The sequence below is a fragment of the Sporomusa sp. genome (assembly GCF_035561155.1).
GTDB lineage: Bacteria > Bacillota > Negativicutes > Sporomusales > Sporomusaceae > Sporomusa.
This window is the reverse complement of sequence record NZ_DATMYD010000024.1, coordinates 1-21,623: the sequence shown is the minus strand read 5'-3', so window position 1 is coordinate 21,623 and position 21,623 is coordinate 1. Positions and strand designations below refer to the sequence as shown.

The window sequence follows — 21,623 nt, the reverse complement described above, 5'->3', positions numbered from 1 at the left end:
CGTACCCCTCCTATTCTCTCTGCTGCAGCTTACTTACGAGTTAAGCAACAGCCCGGATATAACAATCCGTTGAACCTGATTAGTGCCTTCATAAATTTGGGTGACCTTGGCATCACGCATGAGCTTTTCCACGAATGAATCTTGGGAATAGCCATAATGTCCCATCAGTTCTACTGCATCTGCGGTCACACGCATGGCGGTATCTGTGGCATAAGTCTTAGCCATAGCCGCTTCCTTGGTATAAGGCACCCCAGCGTCTTTCAGGCGGAGGGCGTTACGAACCAGCTGTCTGGCAGCTTCCACTTGGGTTGCCATATCGGCCAGTTTAAAAGCGACAGCCTGATGAGTACCGATGGGCTTACCATTAACATCCAGATAGTCTTTGGCAAATTTAATAGCTGCGTCGAGTGCCCGGCGGGCAATGCCTACCCCCATTGAAGCCACGATAGGTCTAGCCATATCAAGTGTTTTCATGGCGAGTTTCATGCCCTCGCCTTCTTTACCCAGCAGGTGATCTTTAGGAATTCTCACGTTCTTCAAGATAAGTTCTACTGTGTTGGAGCTGCGGATACCCATTTTATGCTCCACTGCGCCGACGATAACACCCTCGCGCTCTTTCTCCACAATGAACGCGCTCAAGCCCTTAACTCCCTTGCTGGGATCAGTAGAAGCAAATATAACCATAATGTTAGCGTAGCCACAAGTAGTAGCAAAGCATTTTGTCCCGTTAAGCAGCCACTCGTCACCGTCTAATTTAGCAGTAGTAGCGCAAGCACCCGCATCCGAGCCAGCACCCGGTTCGGTGAGAGCAAAGCCACCCATACCGCCGGCGACCAGCCGTCCGTAGTATAATTTCTTTTGTTCTTCGGTGCCGGCAATGGCCAGCGGGTAGGAACTTAGCCCGTTACCGCCAAGAGTAGTGGCAAATGCAGCGCAGCCATAACCCCATTCTTCGGCGACGATGGATTGAGTGACAGCATCATAACCAGGGCCGCCGTACTCTACCGGCACTGCCATACAATTCAACCCGGCCTTTTTAACCTCTTCCAGGATGAATTCATGAAATTCACCTTTCGCATCCCATTCCTCGGCTACTGGAATGATATGTTCAGCCGTAAATGCCCTTGCCAATTCTTGCACCTTCTGCTGCAGAGGGGTAAGCGTCATATCAACCATGGTTTATCATCCTTTCGTTTTAGCTTCGACAATCTGCCTGAGCTGCCCCCACTTAGGCTGGAAAATCTCACTAGGCATGGTTTTCAACGCTGGGGAAATGGCAGGTTTAAAATCCATAAGCGCCAGGACATCTTCTTCCAGGTCAATACCAGGAGCAATCTCAGTCAGGGTCATTTGTCCATTCTCTAAAACAAATACAGCACGTTCGGTAACATATACTACCGGCTGCTTAACCTGTTGTGCATATTTGCCACTAAAGGTGATCTGTTCAACAGTATTGATGAACTTCATACTTTTACCTTCTTTACCAATGACCAGCTTGCCGTCCTGGGCCGTAACTTCCAGTCCGCCAGCGGTAAAAGAACCACAATAAACTACTTTTTTAGAACTCTGGGTAATATTGATAAATCCGCCGCACCCCATAGGACGGCCTTTAAATTTACTTACATTTACGTTACCGTGTTTGTCGGTTTGAGCCAGTCCCAGAAAAGCCACATCTATGCCGCCGCCGTCATAATAGTCAAATTGGGAGTGGTGCTCGACTACGGCCTCACCGTTATAAGATTGACCGAAATGAGGCAGACTTGCGGGAACACCCCCGATGCCGCCAGCTTCTGTAGTTAATGTCAATAAATCTGTCAGGTTCTCCTCAGCGGCTATTGCTGCAACATCACTGGGAATACCGACACCTAAGTTGACGATAGTATTAGGGGCTAATTCCATGGCAGCGCGCCGGGCAATAATCTTCCGTTCATCCATAGGCAACTCGGGAATGCTGTTTAACGGAACTTTAATGTCACCGGCAAACGCTGGGTTAAAGTACAGGCCCTCGGTCTGCCAGCAGCACTCCTGCTTGGTTGCCACCACGATGTGGTCAACAAGAATGCCGGGAACTTTCACTTGCTTAGGATGCAAGGAACCGGCCTTCGCCAGATATTCGGCCTGTACGATTACAATGCCCCCGGAGTTTTTCGTTGCCTGGGCTAAGGGAAGCGCTTCCATAAGAACTCCCTCTTTATCCATGGTCAGGTTACCATGTTCATCAACCGTAGTACCCCTGATTATTGCTACGTTAATGGGAAAGGTCTTATAGAAGAGCCACTCTTCGCCCTCAAACTCCACGACTTTGACAATATCCTCGGTGGTAGCCGAGTTCATTTTAGCCCCATCGACACGAGGATCAACAAAGGTCCCCAAACCAACCTTAGTAATAAGTCCTGGTCTTTTGGCCGCTATCTCCCGGAATAGTTGAACAATAACCCCCTGAGGCAGACAATAGGCCTCAATTTTGTTCTCAGCCAAGAGTTTTGACATCCCTGCGGACGATCCAATATGAGCACCAATCCATCTCTTGACAAGACCCTCTTTACCCAGGCGGGTTGTTCCCCGTTCTTTCCAGTCACCAATTGCTGAAGCATGGGTTAGCGTTATATTCCGGGGATGACCTGTTTCCACAAATCTCTTTTCGATAGCTTGCGCGACTTCTTCAGCCCAGGCGGCAAGGCCAAAGCCGGTGGCAGCGACGGTCGAGCCATCTTGGATCAAAGCCGCAGCTTGGTCGGCGGTTATTACTTTTGACACACTAAATCTCCCCTTTCCATTTCTTAACATGCAGTTCACAATAATACATAAGCAACTTTTATGCCAACAAAGATTTTACCTGAATTTCCAACAGAATCAGCTGACTTTTCCCTACTCCTTGTTCTTGGTAAGTTGTGTTAAGTACCATTTTTGCAACATTTTATAAAATTCAAAAAATTAGATGTACCTAATTTGGTACATCTAATTCAACTTTCGAAAAAGCAATAAAGTGAGACTTAGCTTCAGGTGGGGTTTTTACCCCATCTGAAGTTTAGTCGACCTTATCCAGGGACTTAGCCGCTCTTAACTCCCACTTGCAGAAGATGGGAGTCTTAGAGCGGGTTAGTCATCGGATAAAATTTTTTCAGGTTTCTGCCCGATACACACCCTAAGACACCTCTCAAACTCAGGGAAAAGCAACATAAATAAAAAAACTGAATGTACCTTAAACAGTACATCCAGTTTCCCATTATTTTGTCGCGCTTCTTTCTTTTTCAAATGCCTTTAATTTGCGGTAAAGAACAGTACGGTAAATCCCCAATTTGTCTGCTGCTTCTCCCATTCTTCCCCCACATTCATTCAACACTTGATAAATATATCGTTCTTCCAACGCTCTCGTGACTTGTTTTAATGTCCCGTTAAGTCCAGCTAACCGGAAAGAATCGTATTGAGAAACTAAGCCGTGAACTTGGTTGTCAAGAACAAGCTGTTCAGACGGATAGGTTTGCAGACTACTAATCACCAGTCGTTCTACAGCATTTCTCAATTCACGTACGTTCCCCGGCCAATTATATTTCTGAAATGATCCTAGTGTATCAGGAGTCAATTGAATCTCAGGTCCATACTTTTTTTTGAAATCTTCAAAAAATTTAAAGGACAGGGCCACGATATCCTCAGGTCTATCCCTAAGTGGCGGTATATGGATCGGTATAACATTTAGGCGATAAAATAAGTCCGTTCGAAAAGTCCCATCTTGGGTCATCTTTTGCAGATCTTTATGAGTTGCGGCGATCAGCCTGAAATCAAGTTTTCTGTCAACATGACTCCCTAAGCGCCTTACCTCATAAGTCTCTAAAACCCGCAGGAGTTTAGATTGAAGGGATAGTGGCAGTTCCGCAATCTCATCCAGAAAAAGTGTGCCTCGATGGGCAGCTTCGAATAAGCCTATTTTTCCTTCAGCATTTGCGCCGGTGAAAGCGCCCTTTTCATAACCAAATAGTTCTGATTCAACAAGATGTTCAGGTAGAGTAGCACAATTGACGGCTATAAACGCCTCGCCGGCCCGCTTACTGTGGCGATGCAAATACTTGGCCAGAATTTCCTTACCTGTACCCGTCTCACCAAACAGAACAACCGTACTATCTGTCTGCGCAACAGTATGGGCCTGCAGCAACAGTTGGCGCATAGATTTACTTTCAGCTACCACTGTATCTCTATCTAGCACATAGCTGCGCAGATACTCAACCTCTCGCTTGCGGCGATTAATCTGTTCACGTTTTTCCGGACTTACGCACATACTTCCAGGATCAATCGTTCTACCAGTTGTTAGAACAAGGATAACGTTTCCTTCCTCGTCCATGATCGGTGTACTTGTTGATAACTGTCTAAGATTAAGTTTAGTAGTTAGCTCCCCTTTAATTACACACTTTCTTTCTACAGCTTCTAACGTATATGATTTAGTATAATAGTTGTTGGTAACAAGATCACGCACATTAGATTTCAGAAGTTGGTCCAAAGACATGTCAATCGTCAAAGCAGTGGTAGAATTAGAAAGCAAAATATTACCGTGTTGGTCGGTTACAAATATCGGATCAGGTAACATATCAAAAATCTGATCCAAATTCTGTTTGGCAAGTTGATAATTACGCCCCGTTTTCTTGGATTTACGCGGCAATAACATCACCCTCTCTGATCTTTATTGTTGTTACATTGTTCGACACAAACCAACAGTGTCCCTGCTAATCTATTGATTTTGATTGTTCTGAAGAGTCCCGCAACCAAGGTCACACTCCTATTTAAGAAATAGGCAAAACAGTCTCACACATTCGCGAAACTGTTTTGCAATAATCTAATTAATTATATCTTCCGTATTTCTCCACTGCATCGAAGAAGGCTTTGACATTCTCGTGCTTTGCATTCATCGGCAAATTGCAACCAGATGAATACATTAGCCCTTCACCATTGCGGAATGTAGTAATCAGCTTTTTAGCGTAATCATCTAGTTCACTAGGAGAGGCCACCGTAAACAATGCCGCACCTACATCTCCTTTGATGGAACAATGGCCTTTCAAAATCTCATGTGCCTTAAAAATATCGGTGGCACTGTCCAGTTCAAGCACAAATTTACCTTTCGGCAAATCGAGGAAATACTCTAGATTTTTTGTCCAATCGGCATCAAAATGCAGAATAGGGACAATGTTTTTCTCAACCATCCGTTCTACCATAGTTTTAAGCTGCGGCCAGACAAACCGTTCAAAATGCTTCTTGCCAATGAATTGCCCTGATCCTCTGACCCCGCCGACAAATACCCGATTAATGCCCGTTGACTTTACGGCTGCTTCACTACCGGCAATAACAGCATCATTGATTATCCATAATAATTCTTCTACTTGATCGCCAATCTGGAACATATCTTTATAAAATCGGTCCATGGAACGGACAATGGAAAGAGCGTCAAATGGAATGGTACCCATAATAGCGCCCCAGGTTAGACTTTGTCCCCGGGCAAGCGAATGGTCAATCTCCTCTTGGCGAAGCCGGGCCATTTCTTGCATGCCATTCACCACTTCTTCCCGGCTAACCTGATGAGCCCGCTCTAAAAATATCATCCTGAATTCTGGCCATCCCTTTTCTTTGATGATAGGATAGTCATCACGCGTCATTGTTTCATATTCATGAATCTGATACTGTGCATTGTCTTCCAGTTCTTTTCCTGGCATCTTAAACCGTCCTGGGCCGCATTTAGTAGCCACAGGCCCAATACGTCCATGGAGCATATAAGCATTGCTGTCCCAGATGGGAAAAGCCTCCCAAACTTTTTGCATAGCACTCTGAGCCTTATCCCAGTTCCACAGAAATTCTTTGTTGGTCATCCCGGCAAATTGTCCGGCATATTGTTCGATAATTGGCGCACAGACCACCCGGTCCACCGGTTCAAGATTAATTGTTGCTACAATTCTTTCCTCTGCAGTCATTACATCTGCCATCTAAATCACTCCTAATTAGAATTTTATATATTTTTTTATTGCCACCTATAATTATGGAAGCCCCCTATACTGTCTCGGCTACCCTTTGCACATCACCGGCAGTTGAGGCTAGCTGTTGAATGGATACTGAAATCTCACTGGTAGCCGCCGCCTGAAGACTGCCTAATTCAGCGGTTTTGGCTAATGTATCCACAACATAGCTAGTATCATGCTGTATTGTTTTTAGAATGTCTGCGATATCTTTTACTGAATTGCTGCTATTCACCGCCATCTTTCGAATTTCTTCTGCAACGACAGCAAATCCCCGACCATGATCACCAGCCCTTGCTGCTTCAATTGCAGCATTAAGCCCCAACAAATTGGAATTGGCGGCAATCTCACTGACAAAATTCAAAATGTCTGTAGTCTTGTTGATATCAGCTAATACTCGTTCGCCCCCCATACGTACTCCGGTCAAGTCGTCCGCTAGTTTAGTAGCAGACACCGTAAGGTTCTCTGACGTGACGCTTAATTGTTGAGTAGTAGCTGCTATTGTGTAAGCAACATTTTGGAGTACTTCATGTGTATGCATGCTTATGGCAGTACCGACGATGCCAATAAACTCGTTATTCTCACCAAACACGGGCTTTACAATAGCCTTTACAGGGATACCATATACCTCTTTCGGTAACTCTTTAATAATCTTTTGTTTACTTTTAATACATTCCAATATGGCTCCGCCCTGTGCAATCTCACCAATCTTTACATTGGCATGAAACGTAACTGCCGGTACATAATGAAGGATTTTTCCTTGAATGTCACATATCATCACAGAACAATCGAATGCATTAAGATCGCGAAAAAATTCGGCAGAGTTAATAATCTCATCCAAAGTCATAATCAGCTTGTACTCCTTTTAATATAGCCCCTTTTTACTTATCCATAAAATGATGATCTACACTACCCCTATAGATGTACAAGCAATTTCTATGCCAATATCTCAAAATTGAGAATAAATCAAATACACAAGCATATTAAGCTAGCTATAGTTGCCTTTCATGTACCTATTTTGCAACATTTTTTAAATTCAAAAAACCAGAGGTACCTAAAATGGTACATCCAGTTTCAGGTTGTTGGAGAAGTCCCAAAAGGGAGAATGCTTGTATTGACCAAATCCAAAATTTTGTTGGCTGTCTTTTTGCTGTCTCCGTTATTTCGATTATCATTAACGCAATATAATAAATGCAAAAACGGGAATATACCAGAATTGGTAGATTCCCGTTTTACTGCTTGGAAACTCATCACACATCTATCTCGATTTCGTAGCCTTTGCCGTTATTCTAAGAGAACGGCTCCCTTGTTCAACGGTGAAACACAACGCTGGTAGATTGATAGCCAGCCCCGTTCTTTCTTAAGGAAACTCTGCCGGCGGGTGTTACGTTCGGCAAGAACGTCATCAGACACATCAAGGTTGACAACACGATTTTCTACATCGATGGTAATCAGGTCGCCGTTTTCTACCAGTCCCAACACACCATATTCGGCCTCAGGTGATATCTCGCCTACTAATAAAGTTTTATTGACCAGTCCTGAAAGTAGTCCATCGGTAACCACTGCCACCTTGCCGGTTAGGCCTGCACCGTCGAGGGCGAATATGAAGCCAGAAGCCTGCCCCATGCCGGGCGTGCCTTTGGGGCCAAGCCCTCTTAATACGGCTACCATGCCTGGTTTGATTTCACCCTTCTTCAGACCTTCAATGCCTTCCTGCATCGAATGGTAGATAATAGCATTACCAATAAATTTCATCGGCCTATCATCTGTAACAGCAAGCTTGATGATGCCGTAGTCTGGAGCCAATGTTCCCTTAACAAGTACGATCGACGGCCGGTATGCCAGCGCCCGGTCTACTGGCCGGATGATCTCCTCATCCGCAACCTTCACATCTTTAAGAATCTCGCCCAGCGTTTGTCCAGTGACCGTCTTGGCATCCTTAAATAAGAATCTTTCTAGCTGCTTCAGCATCCCTTGCGCGCCGCCGGCCGCCTCGAACTCCTCAATAGTATGTTCACCATTGGGACGAACTCCTGTCAGAAGAGGAATCTTATCGGCATACTTCTCAAACAGCGCATAGACATCCACGTCACACTCTGCCTCCGCAGCGATTGCCTGTAAATGTTTTACAGTATTGATAGAGCAGCTGCCTGACAGCATTAACATTGTGGCATTGGCAAAAGCTTCTGGAGTCAGAATGTCACGCGGCTTCACGTCATCCCAGACCATTTGGACAATTCTCTCGCCCGCTTTACGCACTGTATCCCACATTTTACGGCTGTTAGCCAATACCGGTGTGCTGCCGGGAAGGGCTAACCCTAATGCTTCGGTCATGATATGCGTAGAATTAGCAGTTCCCATTCCTGGGCATACCCCCGGCCCTTGGATGGCAACCTCGGTCATCTCAGTCAATTCTTCCAGGGTAATCTTGCCGGTGGCATGATGTCCGGCTTGCACAAAGATATCCTCAATATCTATGTGCTGACCGCGGTATTTTCCTGCCGGCTGGTAGCCACAGGCAAGGATAAGAGTAGGGATATTCAAACGGCCTGCTGCCATGATTTGACCAGGTACCGTCTTATCGCAAGATGCCAAACAGATCATACCATCGAAATACGCGCCCTCGACCTGTACTTCAATATCGTTCACGATGAGATCGCGGGCAGACTGGATGTAGCCGCCATGGCCGCCTACAACGGTAATGAAATCACTTGGTGCCACTGTACGCACCTCGAATGCCAGACCCCCGGCAGCGTGGATGGCCTCCCGCATTTTCTTGGCAATCTCGTCAAGGTGGCTGAAACAGACTGCCAGATTAGAAGACGAATTTACAATGGCAATCTTGGGTCTTGCCATTTCCTCGTCGGTAATTCCCAGTGCCCGCCACATGGTCCGCCGCGTCGCCCATCGTAAGCTGCCAATGGCAAAGTTACTGCGCAATTCTCTTTTCATTTTTTCTTTTCCCCTTTACCTTGTTTAATATTTCTGGAGCACGCCAGAGAGTTGAGTATGTTAGCCCTTTATCGTCATGAGGTCGTCTCATAATAATAAGCGGCCTCCTTTGCTAACTAAGCAAGTCTAGAATAAATAGTCAATTTGGCAACGGGTATAATTAGCAATGTCAGCATTGGTGGATACTTTTTGGGCATTAAATCCATAGAAGGCAGTAAAGGTGGTATTCTTAGCTACTGCTGTACTGCCAATGACTGCCCAGCCTTTAGCATCGCTCACAGACCCAACCATAGAAGTAGTATAAATACTGTTATTGACACCAGGTTCGAACTTGCGGAACTCGGCTGCCAAACTCCAGGTACCAGGTTTTGCAGGGCTCACAGCACCGTAGGTCAGGCGAGTTTGTTGGAAAGTCGGCTTTTTGCTGTTAGTTTCAATGTAGTTTTTGCCATATCCAGTAGCCAATGTGAAATCAGGCGATAACTTAGCGGTAACATGTACCGATTTCACATCAAATTTGCTGTCATCACCGGTTTGTTCCTTAAACCACCAGCCACCAACAGTAGTAGCCTTACTCACCGGGTAAATGCCTTGGACAAAGAAAGCGTCTTTAATCTCGGCGACGCCAGTAATGGGGTCAGCAACCGTAATGCCTTTTTGCATGGCAGAATAGGGACCGAAGTTAGCAAAACCGGCAGTCACTTTGAGCTTGTTACCAGCCGTAACTTTAATACCATCAACACCGCCGGTAGTATTCATCCAGTAACCACCTGGGTCCATTTGCTGGCTGAAACGGCCAACGGTAACGGTAGTACCGTAAAAGTTCTTGGTGGTGAAGGCAGCGTCAGCCACATTCATCCGGTCAGCATCGTTACTGGTTTTATATGTACCCATCTCACTGTGATTGAGAGCTACGATACGACCATAAAAGCTAGTGTCAGCATTAATGTCAGCATTCATATTGATACGGAAGCGCTCTGCAAACTTTGTGTTGCCGCTACCATCGTCAATCCATCGCACTCGGGCGTCACCGCTAATTGCAATACTGCCTACCTTTTTTTCTAGCTTGCTAAGGCGCACGCCAAGATTCTCCAGTTCACTTGCATACTCTTTTGACAGTTTTTCGATCACCGCTTTGTTCTCGGCATCGGCTTTATCGGCATTCCACATAGCCCGTGCAACCATATGCGCCATTTCATAACGTGTAAGAGTTTTATCGCCTCGGAATGTTTTATCTCCATAGCCGTCAATAATGCCGGCTTTAACCAACTTGCTTACTGCATCATACGCCCAATGTTTTGCGGGCACATCACCGAAGGGATTATCCGGTGCAGCCAGCGCAGTACCAGTTATGCTCAGAACAAACATAAGTGCAAGGAGACCTACAAGATTTTTCTTCATTAGCAATTCCTCCATTTTTTATTTTTACAGGAATACATGGGGACATCACGGTTATGATTTTTCTTTACTGATCTGTATAACAGCTTGCCTTCCAGAAGATCACCCTTGGGGAACCTTTGGGAGATCACCTCCTTATTGTCTTTTGGCGCTCTTGCCAGATGCATTACTCTCATACCTGGAAGCCTTCTTGTTATTCACTGTACATGTTGCTGGCTACTTCACTAAGCTGAGCAGCTAGAACTGCCAGTGTTTGACTGGCCTGAGCCATTTCATGAATGGACGTCGTCTGACTCCCGACAATAGTGTCAAGCATGTTACTTTTATCTGCCAGTTTACTGATTGAAGCCCGAATGTTATGTAGTGCTACAGTTATTTCTTTTACAGAAGTAGCACTTGCTGTGGCTAATTTGCGAACTTCTTCTGCTACCACGCCAAAACCTCGGCCTAAATCTCCAACCCGGGCAGCTTCAATAGCGGCATTAAGTCCCAGCAAATTGGTTTGGTCGGCTATATTTTTAATAAAACTTACAATCTCATCGGTTTGATTACTTACCCTGGCCAATTCCTGACTTAAAAGTTCCAGGTCATTGCTCGTATTAGCAACCGTTTGTGCGCCTGCTGCCATTTCTTCCATACCTGCCGTAAACTCTTGGGCAGATGATGCCAGGTTTGTAGCCACTGCCATAATTTCATGCTGTTTATCAAGCAGTTGGGCTGTAGTCACACAGCCGATCACTTTGTCACCATCTTTAATCGGCAGCGCACAAGCCACATAAGGTACTCCATACGGAGATTTGTCCTGTGGCACTACTTTTATTACCCGCCGACCAGTCTCTAAACGCTCAATGCTAATCTGTCCCTTGACAGGCGTACCGACATGACTCGCAGATTGGTTCTGAGTTAGCCCAGTTATTGAACCAACAATAGTTCTGCCCTTGATTACCATAACACTTATCTTCCCTACAATGATTCCAGGTAAATAGGGGGATAGTTCGACAAACTTGTCGATAATCTCTGACCCGGATTGTATTGATGTTGTTAATACTTCTGTTGTCATTCTTTGCACCTCAACTTTTACTAGAAATCGAGCACTACATATTTCGACTAGCTAATGTACTACACCATTTTCTGACTCTTCAGCGACTGTATAATGGCGTTTGTACATGCGGGTGAGAAAGAAACAAAGAATTGCACCAAAGACAACTGGGACAGCTACTACGAAAAAGACTGTTTGTGTTGGCAACTGCAATGCTACCAACAAGCCCCCCAGTGCCGGGCCGAGAACTGCGCCGATTTTTCCGATTCCCAGCGCTGCTCCATCTGCCTGGGTACGATATTCAGTCGGATAAAACAATGGTGTACATGCGGTCAGAATATACTGTGTACCAACAACAGTTAGCCCGCATAAAAACACCATAACCATCATGCCGATTCCGGACGAAAAACCGAGGAAGGCGGTAACAATAGCGCCGAGTAGCGGATAAATGGTACCAAGCACCATGCCATATCTGTCCATAACCCATCCTACAGACAAGCCTCCAATCATTCCGCCTGTTGAAAACCAGGCTGTTGCCAGTGCTGCTTGCGATGGCGTAAGACCCCCACTGACAAATAAAACCGGGAACCAAGCTTTCAGGAAGTAGAGAGCAACCGAATTTATTATATAGAAAGACCAAATCAGCGGCGTAATTAAGACCAGAACACCTGCAAAGAGCAATTTTATTGAATATTTTCCTTGCTGTTTTTTGTCTTTCTTTTCGTCCAACATGACAAACTCGGCATTCGGATCAATCTGCAGGCCAGGTTGCAGTTTAGCGGCTATTTTAATAATCTCGCTGCGATTCTCCGGTTTTAGCGCAAGAAATCTGATGGATTCAGGCAACATTAGGTATCCCAGTCCCCCAGCCACGATTGGCAGAAGGCCGCCCACCACGAATATTGACTGCCAGCCATAAAGCGGCAATAGCCAAGATGCTAACAAGGCGCCAGCGATACCACCGACAGAATAACCAGTAAACATTCCGCTCACCCACTTGACTCCCGAGCCTTTGGGCGCATACTCACTAACCAGTACGATAGATCCCGGTAACACACCACCAATAGCAATACCGTTAACAAACCGCAAAATTAATAAAATATCTAAGGAGTTTGCCAAAATTGTGGCTCCTGTAGTAACCCCCACACACATAGTACTAATAAACAGAGATTTTTTCCGGCCGATTTTATCGCCAACATAACCAAAAAGAGGCGCACCCAGCATCATCCCAATGGTACCGGCCGAAAAAATTACACCAAACGCTTTAGGAGATAGATGCCATTCCTTCATCAAATCAGGAGCTGCAAACGAAATCGCGGCAAAATCGAATCCATCTAAAGTAACAATAAAGAATGTCCAAAATAGTAGATTAAAAGCAAATTTGCGCGATGGCTTTTGCAAGAGTTCGACAACATCCATCCTTTGTGGTTTTTGGATAGTCTCCTCAGGCATTTAATACCCCCCTTGTTATTTGTGCTACATAATTTGTCTAAATCATAACAAATAGGCAAACCAAAATCTGCAACGTTATTTACAAATTCAGAAATATTATATAATTAATTAATTGATTTTTCCGGCTAAATTGATAGCTTGATAAGACATACAAAAACCCCTATGGTTGGATCAAATTGATTACCATAGGGGCTTTTGCGACACGAGTTGAACTATCTTTTTGTTACTTCAACAATTCCGTTATCCGCATCAATCTTAACCCAATCACTAGTTTCAATAATCTCCAGCGGATCCAGATCAAACTCGGTGACTGCAGGCGAATGAATCACCACTGAACCTAAGGCAACCTTGGTATTCATCACATTGAAGATCAGACCTATTGGTGCATTACCATTGCGTCTGGTATAGTGAAAAAAACTAGACCAACCTGATGATCCCTTGGCGCCTGGAAATACCAGTATTTTTCCTTTGAAGCTCTGTCCGTGCAGTTCATGCCGTACATCAATAATCGTACCTTCTGCCGGATTGATTCCGCCCCAGCCTGAAATCATCTCCTTGGTAACAAGAGCCTCCCCTTCTACGCACCCTCCTACCACTTTTCTGCCATGCAGTACGATTTTTTTCATTTCAGACCACCTCTCCATTGACCGGTTATGGCAGCATCAATACACTCCCCAGTTGTTCCGTACCAGGCCTGAACGCCCATGACTGAAGGCAGGTAATGCGCTTGTTTGCCGGAATTTGTGGCCATTACTTTGGCTCCCTTGGGCATCAACTGCCCCAGGGCCGGGCAAGTGTCACTCATTAAAACGCCGCCAGCATCCTGAATTATTTTTGAAAAGCCGTTTCGGTCGGCTATCTCGCGCAACCCTCGCGGCGTAAAGATCCATAGAGCAGTATTCTCATGGATGCGTTTACCCTCTAACAGCTTGCATATCTCCCATATCTCTTCAATAGAAGCATGGGGACAACCAAACATAACAAAATCGACATTAGTATCTTTGCCTGTGGCATTTAAGGCCTCATAGGCCCAATTTCTTTCCGCTTTCCCAAATCTTAGCTTTTCAACAGGCTGCTTTTTGCCGAAAGCTTCTTCTACCGTACGCGCTTCTGCCGTTATTCCAGGAATATGATACATTTCCACACCACCTGACGATGCAGCAGCTGCTCCAAGTTGTTTCAGTTTAATGAGATTAGGCAACTTTTTGATACCATTAATGACTGGCACGCGCTCTTTAACCATTCTGCCGGCATAATAACCTAATAACCCCCACTCCATCTGATTCTCCACAGTACATTCAACATCAATCAGGTGAGTGCCCAGACGGTTCTCGTCAATATGGAAACCCCAGTACGGAATCTTACCGGTTAGCATGGCCGCTGTAGCGCTGGAATTACCTTCTGCATTAGTACGGGCTCCTAGCACTGAGTTAATATATACAACGGCTGAAGATTCCATCCAGGCACAATGCTCTCCTTTTATCGGCACATTGCCAACAAGGTAGGGAGTGCAGGTACACATAAGCGCCACGCCGCCACGGGCAAGATATTCTTCATTGGCCATCATAAGCTGATAATCCTCATGAGTTTTGCCTTGTAGTTCCCAAAATTCCGGGTCCGTTGTTGTTTCAAACTGGCAACTGAAAACCTTGACCTTATCTTTGGCAAACTCAACAACTTCAGAACTGTCTAAATTAAATTCAGAAAATAAAGCATCCAGGCTGCCAAATTCCTTCATATGCTGTTTTTTAGCAACCATGTAGCCGCCAACATTATTGGTATCAACCAGCCGCTCAGCTCCCAGAGCCTCACCGTACCGAACAAGCAGATTCATGGCCTTTTTTCTGGCAAGTCCCTCTTTCCCTTCCAGCATGGCTTTTTCGTCATCAGTTAATCTCATTTTGTTGGTCCCCCTTTCGATTGCATTCGCAGAGTTGTCCTATGGAGTTAGCATAGCCCTAAACTGCTGTGCTGTCAGCCACATTCTTAGATTTCGTAAAGACATTTCTCAGGATTAGCAGCACGCAAACAACAAAGAAGGTGGGCGCAACTACCATCCAGGTAGCTTTCGGACCCTGGAATCCTAGAACTTGCGAGGCGTAGACCAAAAAGGGAGCGCCAAATTTACCAACGCCCATAGACGCGACAAAGAAAGACATCGCAAGCGTAGCAGCTGACTTATGAGCACTCTTAATTGTTCTTATGGTAATCTCAGGGTTATACAGCCCAAATCCCAGTCCAAATATAGCAGATCCTACTACATACAAAGGGTAACTGTCGGCATTGACAAGTACCGTGAACGCAATACCTAACACGCCGGTAGAAAGAGCCAGAGTATATGCCTTGAATAACCCCAATACCCGTGAATATAGAATACCTGCAACAAACGCGCCGCCAGTGAATGTCGTAAGCACCACGCCCGCCTGAGCTGGACCACCAACCTTGGTTGCGGCCATAACGATAGCGGCGTTAGTTACAAATGAAAACTGCAATATGTTAAATACAATATTAAAAATATATATCAACCATGTCTTAGGAGTTAGCCCCCCAAAATTAGCGCCTGTTCCTTTTACTGGCGGTCGCTTTTCCGGCTCAGGCATTCTGAACATTACCAGTAAAAAAATGGGGACAAGAATAAGTAAGCCTAAGAAATTATACCGCCAGTCAATAGCAGCTAAATATCCGCCCAGCATCTGAAAAATCACTCCGGCGGCAGCTCCGACGGAACTCTTATACCCCATCAGGGTATCTCGCTCTTTTCCATCAAATAAATCGGCTATCAGAGATGAAGCCAGAGGAAATGTCATACCAAAACCTAAACCGAAAATAGTCCGTACTATCAAGATAAAAGTCATATCGCCATAAAATGAGGGGGTTATACCTGCAACTATTTGTATTAATATCCCTATATATAATATTTTCTTTTTGGGCATGATGCGTTGGAGCTGTGCTGTTACTAATGAGCCGAATATCATCATTATTGCCGGAATAGAAACAATTTGTTGAATGGTTACTGAACTAACGTTGGGAAATGCCTGCTTTATTGCCCCTAATGCCGGACCAGCCATATTATTGGTATATAGCATAGCTGCTACCGATAACACAGCTACCTTAGCTACTATGTTTTGTTGATTATCATTCAAATTAATCACCCTCTCACTTTGTTATACCTGTTACTATTGTTTTGACTATGTACCCAGCAGATTTGTTCATATCAGATTGTCCCTTACTCGTCCTTGCAAGGCAGCAATGTCAATATCATGCACACTGCCCTCACCAGCAAGATCCAAGGTATGCGCAGCTGCCGCCCCTGTAGCAATACACGGGCCAAGTACGCGTACGCTTGATAGTGCGTCCACATCAGCATCAATACAGCGGCCAGCAGCCACTAAATTATCTACATCTGGAGGCGTTAGACTGCCAAAAGGAATAAAATGTACGTGATCTTCAGGAAATATCTGCCACGAGAAACCCTCCGACTTGGCATGCAATTCCATCGGCCATGCTGTACGGGCAATTGCATCAGCAAAACGTGTGCCTGCGCGCACATCATCTGCTGTTAGTTGCTGACGTCCTACCATCCATCGCGTCTGGCGAATCCCAAGTAAACCATACGCACGAATGCGCGCCTTACCGAAAGCAAGCGGATATTCTTCTTTTAGAAATTTAAATACGGCATCTGCCTGCTCCTTGCCAGCCAGATCTTTGGCCGTAGCTGCTAACGGTTCCAACGGCGTCTCCACATGTGTCATGTTGATAAAAGCCATTTCTTTTTCAGGGAAAACGAATACCAGACCATCGGTACGTTCCAACCCATACTCCTTGGCTTTCGCCTTTTGCCTTGCAACAAATTCTTCCCTTGCCGGTTGCTGTGCAACATCGATTCCGTCAATCACGATCATATGAGAGCCATAAATAGAACCATTTGACGGCTCACGGCAGGGAAGGCCTGCCTGCCAGACGAGTGCAGCATCACCGGAAGCATCGATAAACCCGGTGGCTTTAATACGCACATCGCCATATCGAGTAGCAACATCTACGGAACAGATGCGTCGGCCTGCCCGTGTAACATCCCGTAAAATACCGCCAAGAATTACGGTAATCCCCGCAGCACGCACTGCTTTTTCAATCCAACGCGCCAACGCCAGGTCATCATAAATAACTGATCCTAACCCGCCGCGAAGATAATGAAGCGCGCCCTCTGCATCAAGATCACGCAGTATATCGTCGGCAATCCCATGGGTGAATTGGCTAGTATTGGGATAATTAGCAAACAGACCGCATAAAAGTCCGATACGTGAATTTACTGCCTGACCACCCAGGGTCGGCAACCCATCAACCAGAATCACTTTACGACCAAGGCGTGCAGCCTCCAAAGCAGCAGAGACGCCGGCAAGGCCCGCACCAACAATACATATATCTGCACTCACTTCCCGGGCCAGTCCCCCAACCTCCTTGCAAACCGTGCGGGTTACCGATTTATTGTCCTGAACATCTATCATGTAAACACACCTCTTTCCACAGCTTGGGACTTTATTCCGATATTTCTTACATTAAAAATTCATAACCAGTGATACAAATTTTACAAGTATTAAACCCTCCCATCTGTCATCCTAGTGCAAGAGTTTTATGGAGATCGACCGCCTATTGAATCACGCATTATTTTGCAAATCTACCTAGTGCGCCTCAATTTTAGTTTTTTCTCTATCTCACTACATCACTCAAGCCTACTTGCCTATAGAATAGTAAAATCTAAAAATAAAATCTGCAACATTAATTACAAAATGTAAAACTTTAATTCAAATAATAAAGAAAACTCAATCAACAAAAAAAAAACTGACTGCATCAGTCAGTTTTTTTGACATCAAAGAGGTACGGTTTGGCTACTAATTTTTTTATTGCTGAGTATATCTCAACAATCGCTCTACGTCATTTATTAACAGCCGACGTTTGCTGATATGCCCTATGATCCCTTCACGTTTGAGCTGGCTAATGACGTTAGTCAAAGTCACCCTGTGTACCCCAAGAATAAAAGCCAGTTCTTGCTGGGAAATCCCTTTTGAACATCCTCTGTTGCCGCTAACCAGGCTGTCACTTTCCCGTTCCAATATATAATGTAGCACCTTACATACCCGCCTGGGCAACGCCTCCAGATCACCGCCGCGGTTCACCCCAAGAAAGATTTTGTAGGCCATACTTTGAATCAGGTTTGCCACCAGTTCAGGGTAGTTCACAAGTATTTCATTGTTAAAGCAGGTACGGGAAAAAGTATAGATTTCACAATCTTCTATAGCAATAAGAGCATTACACATATTTTTGATTGGCCTTCGATCAAAGAAGGGAGCTGCACCAAAAAGGTTCTTTTTATCTAAATACCAGATAATTTTTTCGTCGCCTTCCGAGTTTAGCTTGGAAAATTTGATTTGACCAACATGTAAATAGTACAAATGATTTACAGGCTGACCATTACCAAGAATAAGACTGCCTTTTTTATATAAATGTTTTTGTCCTAAATGCAGAACTGATTCCCAAACATGATTTTGCGCACAGATCCAAGGCGAATTGAAATCCTGTATTTGATTAGTTTGCATAATAAATATTCCCTCCCTATCCTTTCGACACTTCTGTACCGTTTAAGCTAATGATTGATCCAAATGAAAATCAATCAGAATTTTGGCAGCGGCATTAATTTCTTATACTTCACTTGAATGCCTTGGGTAATTTTTGTTAGCCGGTTTCAGATTATCCAGTGATAAGAGTGATATTATTTCTCTAGCCATGGTTTGGCGATACTGCTGTATGCCCAAGATAATATTGTTATATTTGTGAATTGCAGCTTAGTTTTTGGGGATTATAAAGAAATTGCCGATAAACTATATAGGATATAATTATAGGAATAATACAAAATAGGCAAATTGCTTGGTAGCCTACTCCAGCAGCAACAAAACCCCAAATAACAGTGCCGCCTCCAATTCCCAGGTCAAAACCAGTAAAGAACGTTGCAGTAGCAGCCCCTCGTCTTTGCGACCACTTCTCGTACTGATAGTGCCTGCATAGTAGGCATGCAAAAACCAATGCCTGTTCCGTAAATTAACCCGGCAACTATGAAATAAGCAATCCCGGCAGAGTATGCTAGTATTAGCATACTCGTACCTGCAAGACAAATTCCAGTTGTTACGATTCTATCAGCACCGTATTTATCTACCCAACGCCCTGCCGTAGGTCTTGACACAATCATTGCTAACCAGTGGCTGTAAAAAACAAGCCAATATTATTAATCCCTCCCTTGCTAAATCTTGTTCTTCGATACATACTTCTTTTTTAAATCTTCAATTAATTTAATCGATGCCACCACATGTCTTCCGCTCTCACTATGTGGCAGTATGGATGGGTAACTGCCTTAGTAGTTTTTTGTATTTTCTACATAATTCGATAGCAAATAACATAAATCCTGTTTATTTTCATTTTGACGACATAGAGCAAATAGTCTCACCTACCTGCGAAACTGCTTTGCCTGAAATCAATTAATTATACCGGCCATATTTTTCAACAGCATCAAAGAAGGCTTTTACGTTTTCGTGGCGCGCATTCATTGGCATGTTACAGCCAGACGAGTACATTAACCCTTCACCGTTACGAAAAGTAGTAATTAATTTTTTGGCATATTCCTCTAATTCACTAGGTGAAGCTACAGTAAACAGTGCCGGACTTACATCCCCCTTGATAGAACAATGGCCTTTCAGTATTTCATGTGCCTTAAAAATATCGGTTGCGCTATCTAATTCGAGTACAAATTTCGCCTTGGGAAGATCTAGGAAATATTCTAAGTTTTTAGTCCAATCAGCATCAAAGTGCAGAATAGGTACAATCTCCTTTGCTGCCAACTGCTCAACCATCACTTTTAAGTACGGCCAGACAAATCGTTCAAAATTCTTCTTGCTAATAAACTGACCAGCGCCCCTTACCCCACCAACAAACACACGGTTAATGCCGGTAGTTTTAGCAGCAGCCTCGCTACCGGCAATAATTGCGTCATTGACAATCCACATTAATTCTTCTATTTGATCACCAATTTGATACATATCCTTATAGAACCGTTCCATGGAGCGAACGATAGATAGCGCATCAAAAGGAATTGTACCCATGATGGCTCCCCAGGTCAAACTTTGCCCGCGGGCAAGACTACGATTTATTTCATCCTGCCGCAGTCTAACCATTTCCTGTTGCCCTTCAAGCACTTCCACTCGGCTTACCTGGTGGGCTCGTTCCAGGAAAGTCAGCCGGAATTCCGTCCAGCCTTTGTCTTTGATGATGAAGTAATCATCGCGAGTCATTGTTTCAAATTCATGGATTTGGTACTGAGCATTATCTTCCAGCTCTTTACCAGGCATTTTAAACCGCCCTGGACCACACTTGGTGGCAACTGGTCCAATACGTCCATGCAGCAGATACGCGTTGCAGTCCCATACCGGGTAGTCTTCCCACAGTTTGTGTATGGCGGTTTGCGCGGTCTCCCAGTTCCACATGAACTCTTTGTTAGTTATGCCAACATGTTGCCCCGCGTTTTGCTCAATAATCGGCGCGCAAACGACCCGATCCACTGGTTGAAGATTAATTGTAGCAACAAGTCTTTCTTCTGCAGTCATTGCATCATTTCCCATTTTTCTATCTCCCCCAAATTCTATATTCTTTTGTTACCAGCGCAATTTAATTATTTAGCCACACATATAGTTAGTTAATTGATATTAGGGTAACTAACAGAGTCTGCAATTTGTATCTTGGTCGCAGTTGTGGCAATCTGCCAGTGAAACTAAAATTTCCTTGGTCAAGTAATTTGCCGGCTGTTACAATGACAATTTCCATTGCATTTAAATATAGTAAATTTTAAAAATTAAATCTGCAAATTTAGTTACAAAATGCAAAATTATTAACTCGGTTCCTAAGCCGATCTAAAAAACAAAAAACCACGGAGGCTATTATTCCTCTCCAATAGGAATAATAGCCTCCGTGGCTAGTTATAGTGTATAGTGTATATCCTCATGTTTTTGACAAACCTTAAATCTTTTCAAACAAAAAACACCTGTTTACTTACAAGTGTTTTCATCTAACCAGCAACTTCCTAATCTCCCAGGCGGTTTCCAGCCAAGTACCTTCGGCGTTTGTGGGCTTAACTACTGTGTTCGGTATGGGAACAGGTGGAACCCCACAGCTATCGTCACTGGATATGGCTCATCGAGTAGGACTCGAACTAGCGACCGATCGGTCAACAGCCAAGTTACGACAGTTGATAGCATCCCATCTGTGTTGTTGTCAGTCCGGGCGTTCCCTCCGACGTACTTCCCAGTACGACTACGGTCACGTCCTCCTTCCGCCTAGCATATGGAATACTCTGAACTGTCTGAGCCTTATATTGAGTTAAATTGGCTCCTCGAGTAGGACTCGAACCTACGACCGATCGGTTAACAGCCGATTGCTCTACCAACTGAGCTATCGAGGAATGTTTAATTAGGTGAACATCTCAAAAGAGTATATTCCCTAAAAACTTCACAGAAGAAAAGCATTGCGCATATTAGATATCAATGTTTGCGAACTGGTCGCTGATTCAGAGCTAAAAGATACATTAATGAAACGCATCGTTCCACTCTGCATAAGCGACTCACTCAAGTTCTCGTTTCGCCTATCGGCTCGCGACAACTCGGTTCGCTGCTTAAGTCAAGTCCTCGGCCTATTAGTACCAGTCAGCTGAGTGGATTGCGCCACTTACACATCTGGCCTATCAACCTTGTCAT

The 21,623-nt window shown here is 44.5% G+C and carries 15 protein-coding genes, 1 tRNA gene, 1 rRNA gene and 1 pseudogene; all 18 read right to left on the bottom strand.

The features are described from left to right. Positions 1 to 33 precede the first annotated feature (33 nt). Positions 34 to 1,176 carry an acyl-CoA dehydrogenase family protein gene (locus tag VN447_RS04180; RefSeq protein ID WP_325523123.1) on the bottom strand — a complete coding sequence of 381 codons (1,143 nt, stop codon included), beginning with the start codon at positions 1,174 to 1,176 and terminating at the stop codon, positions 34 to 36. Between the two features lie 6 nt (positions 1,177 to 1,182). After that, positions 1,183 to 2,757, bottom strand: coding sequence for an acyl CoA:acetate/3-ketoacid CoA transferase (locus VN447_RS04175; RefSeq protein WP_325523121.1), 1,575 nt, complete (start codon positions 2,755 to 2,757; stop codon positions 1,183 to 1,185). 469 nt (positions 2,758 to 3,226) lie between these two features. Further along, on the bottom strand, positions 3,227 to 4,651 hold the full coding sequence (locus VN447_RS04170; RefSeq protein ID WP_325523119.1) for a sigma-54 interaction domain-containing protein: 1,425 nt from the start codon (positions 4,649 to 4,651) through the stop codon (positions 3,227 to 3,229). A 178-nt stretch (positions 4,652 to 4,829) separates the two neighbouring features. Further along, on the bottom strand, positions 4,830 to 5,963 hold the full coding sequence (locus tag VN447_RS04165) for a uroporphyrinogen decarboxylase family protein (RefSeq protein ID WP_325523118.1): 1,134 nt from the start codon (positions 5,961 to 5,963) through the stop codon (positions 4,830 to 4,832). 64 nt (positions 5,964 to 6,027) lie between these two features. Further along, entirely contained in the window at positions 6,028 to 6,840 is an 813-nt protein-coding gene (locus VN447_RS04160; protein ID WP_325523116.1) for a methyl-accepting chemotaxis protein, read from the bottom strand. Between the two features lie 437 nt (positions 6,841 to 7,277). Beyond that, a complete protein-coding gene (locus tag VN447_RS04155; RefSeq protein WP_325523115.1) occupies positions 7,278 to 8,945 on the bottom strand; it encodes a dihydroxy-acid dehydratase in 1,668 nt (555 codons plus the stop codon). A gap of 126 nt (positions 8,946 to 9,071) precedes the next feature. Beyond that, positions 9,072 to 10,346, bottom strand: a complete 1,275-nt coding sequence (locus VN447_RS04150; RefSeq protein ID WP_325523113.1) for an S-layer homology domain-containing protein — start codon at positions 10,344 to 10,346, stop codon at positions 9,072 to 9,074. 190 nt (positions 10,347 to 10,536) lie between these two features. Further along, positions 10,537 to 11,403 (bottom strand): methyl-accepting chemotaxis protein, encoded by an 867-nt coding sequence (locus VN447_RS04145; RefSeq protein ID WP_325523111.1) that lies wholly within the window; start codon positions 11,401 to 11,403, stop codon positions 10,537 to 10,539. A gap of 51 nt (positions 11,404 to 11,454) precedes the next feature. Beyond that, the gene (locus VN447_RS04140) at positions 11,455 to 12,834 is read right to left on the bottom strand and encodes an MFS transporter (RefSeq protein WP_325523109.1); all 1,380 of its coding nucleotides are present in this window, start codon (positions 12,832 to 12,834) and stop codon (positions 11,455 to 11,457) included. 212 nt (positions 12,835 to 13,046) lie between these two features. After that, positions 13,047 to 13,460, bottom strand: a complete 414-nt coding sequence (locus VN447_RS04135) for an aconitase X swivel domain-containing protein (RefSeq protein WP_325523107.1) — start codon at positions 13,458 to 13,460, stop codon at positions 13,047 to 13,049. Beyond that, complete coding sequence (locus VN447_RS04130; protein ID WP_325523105.1) at positions 13,457 to 14,734, bottom strand: aconitase X catalytic domain-containing protein; 1,278 nt, start codon at positions 14,732 to 14,734, stop codon at positions 13,457 to 13,459. The genes VN447_RS04135 and VN447_RS04130 overlap by 4 nt, the downstream gene beginning before the upstream one ends. Positions 14,735 to 14,792: 58 nt before the next feature. Continuing rightward, on the bottom strand, positions 14,793 to 15,977 hold the full coding sequence (locus VN447_RS04125) for an MFS transporter (RefSeq protein WP_325523103.1): 1,185 nt from the start codon (positions 15,975 to 15,977) through the stop codon (positions 14,793 to 14,795). A 66-nt stretch (positions 15,978 to 16,043) separates the two neighbouring features. Next, positions 16,044 to 17,336, bottom strand: a complete 1,293-nt coding sequence (locus VN447_RS04120) for an FAD-dependent oxidoreductase (protein WP_325523101.1) — start codon at positions 17,334 to 17,336, stop codon at positions 16,044 to 16,046. Between the two features lie 393 nt (positions 17,337 to 17,729). After that, complete coding sequence (locus tag VN447_RS04115) at positions 17,730 to 18,425, bottom strand: Crp/Fnr family transcriptional regulator (protein ID WP_325523099.1); 696 nt, start codon at positions 18,423 to 18,425, stop codon at positions 17,730 to 17,732. Positions 18,426 to 18,814: 389 nt separating this feature from the next. Then, positions 18,815 to 19,084: pseudogene (locus VN447_RS04110) on the bottom strand (MFS transporter); the annotation flags it as partial. A gap of 274 nt (positions 19,085 to 19,358) precedes the next feature. Further along, positions 19,359 to 20,495 carry a uroporphyrinogen decarboxylase family protein gene (locus VN447_RS04105; RefSeq protein WP_325523098.1) on the bottom strand — a complete coding sequence of 379 codons (1,137 nt, stop codon included), beginning with the start codon at positions 20,493 to 20,495 and terminating at the stop codon, positions 19,359 to 19,361. A 445-nt stretch (positions 20,496 to 20,940) separates the two neighbouring features. Beyond that, positions 20,941 to 21,057: ribosomal RNA gene (gene rrf, locus VN447_RS04100) — 5S ribosomal RNA — on the bottom strand. A 198-nt stretch (positions 21,058 to 21,255) separates the two neighbouring features. Beyond that, positions 21,256 to 21,331 (bottom strand) — tRNA-Asn (locus VN447_RS04095). Between the last annotated feature and the right edge of the window lie 292 nt (positions 21,332 to 21,623).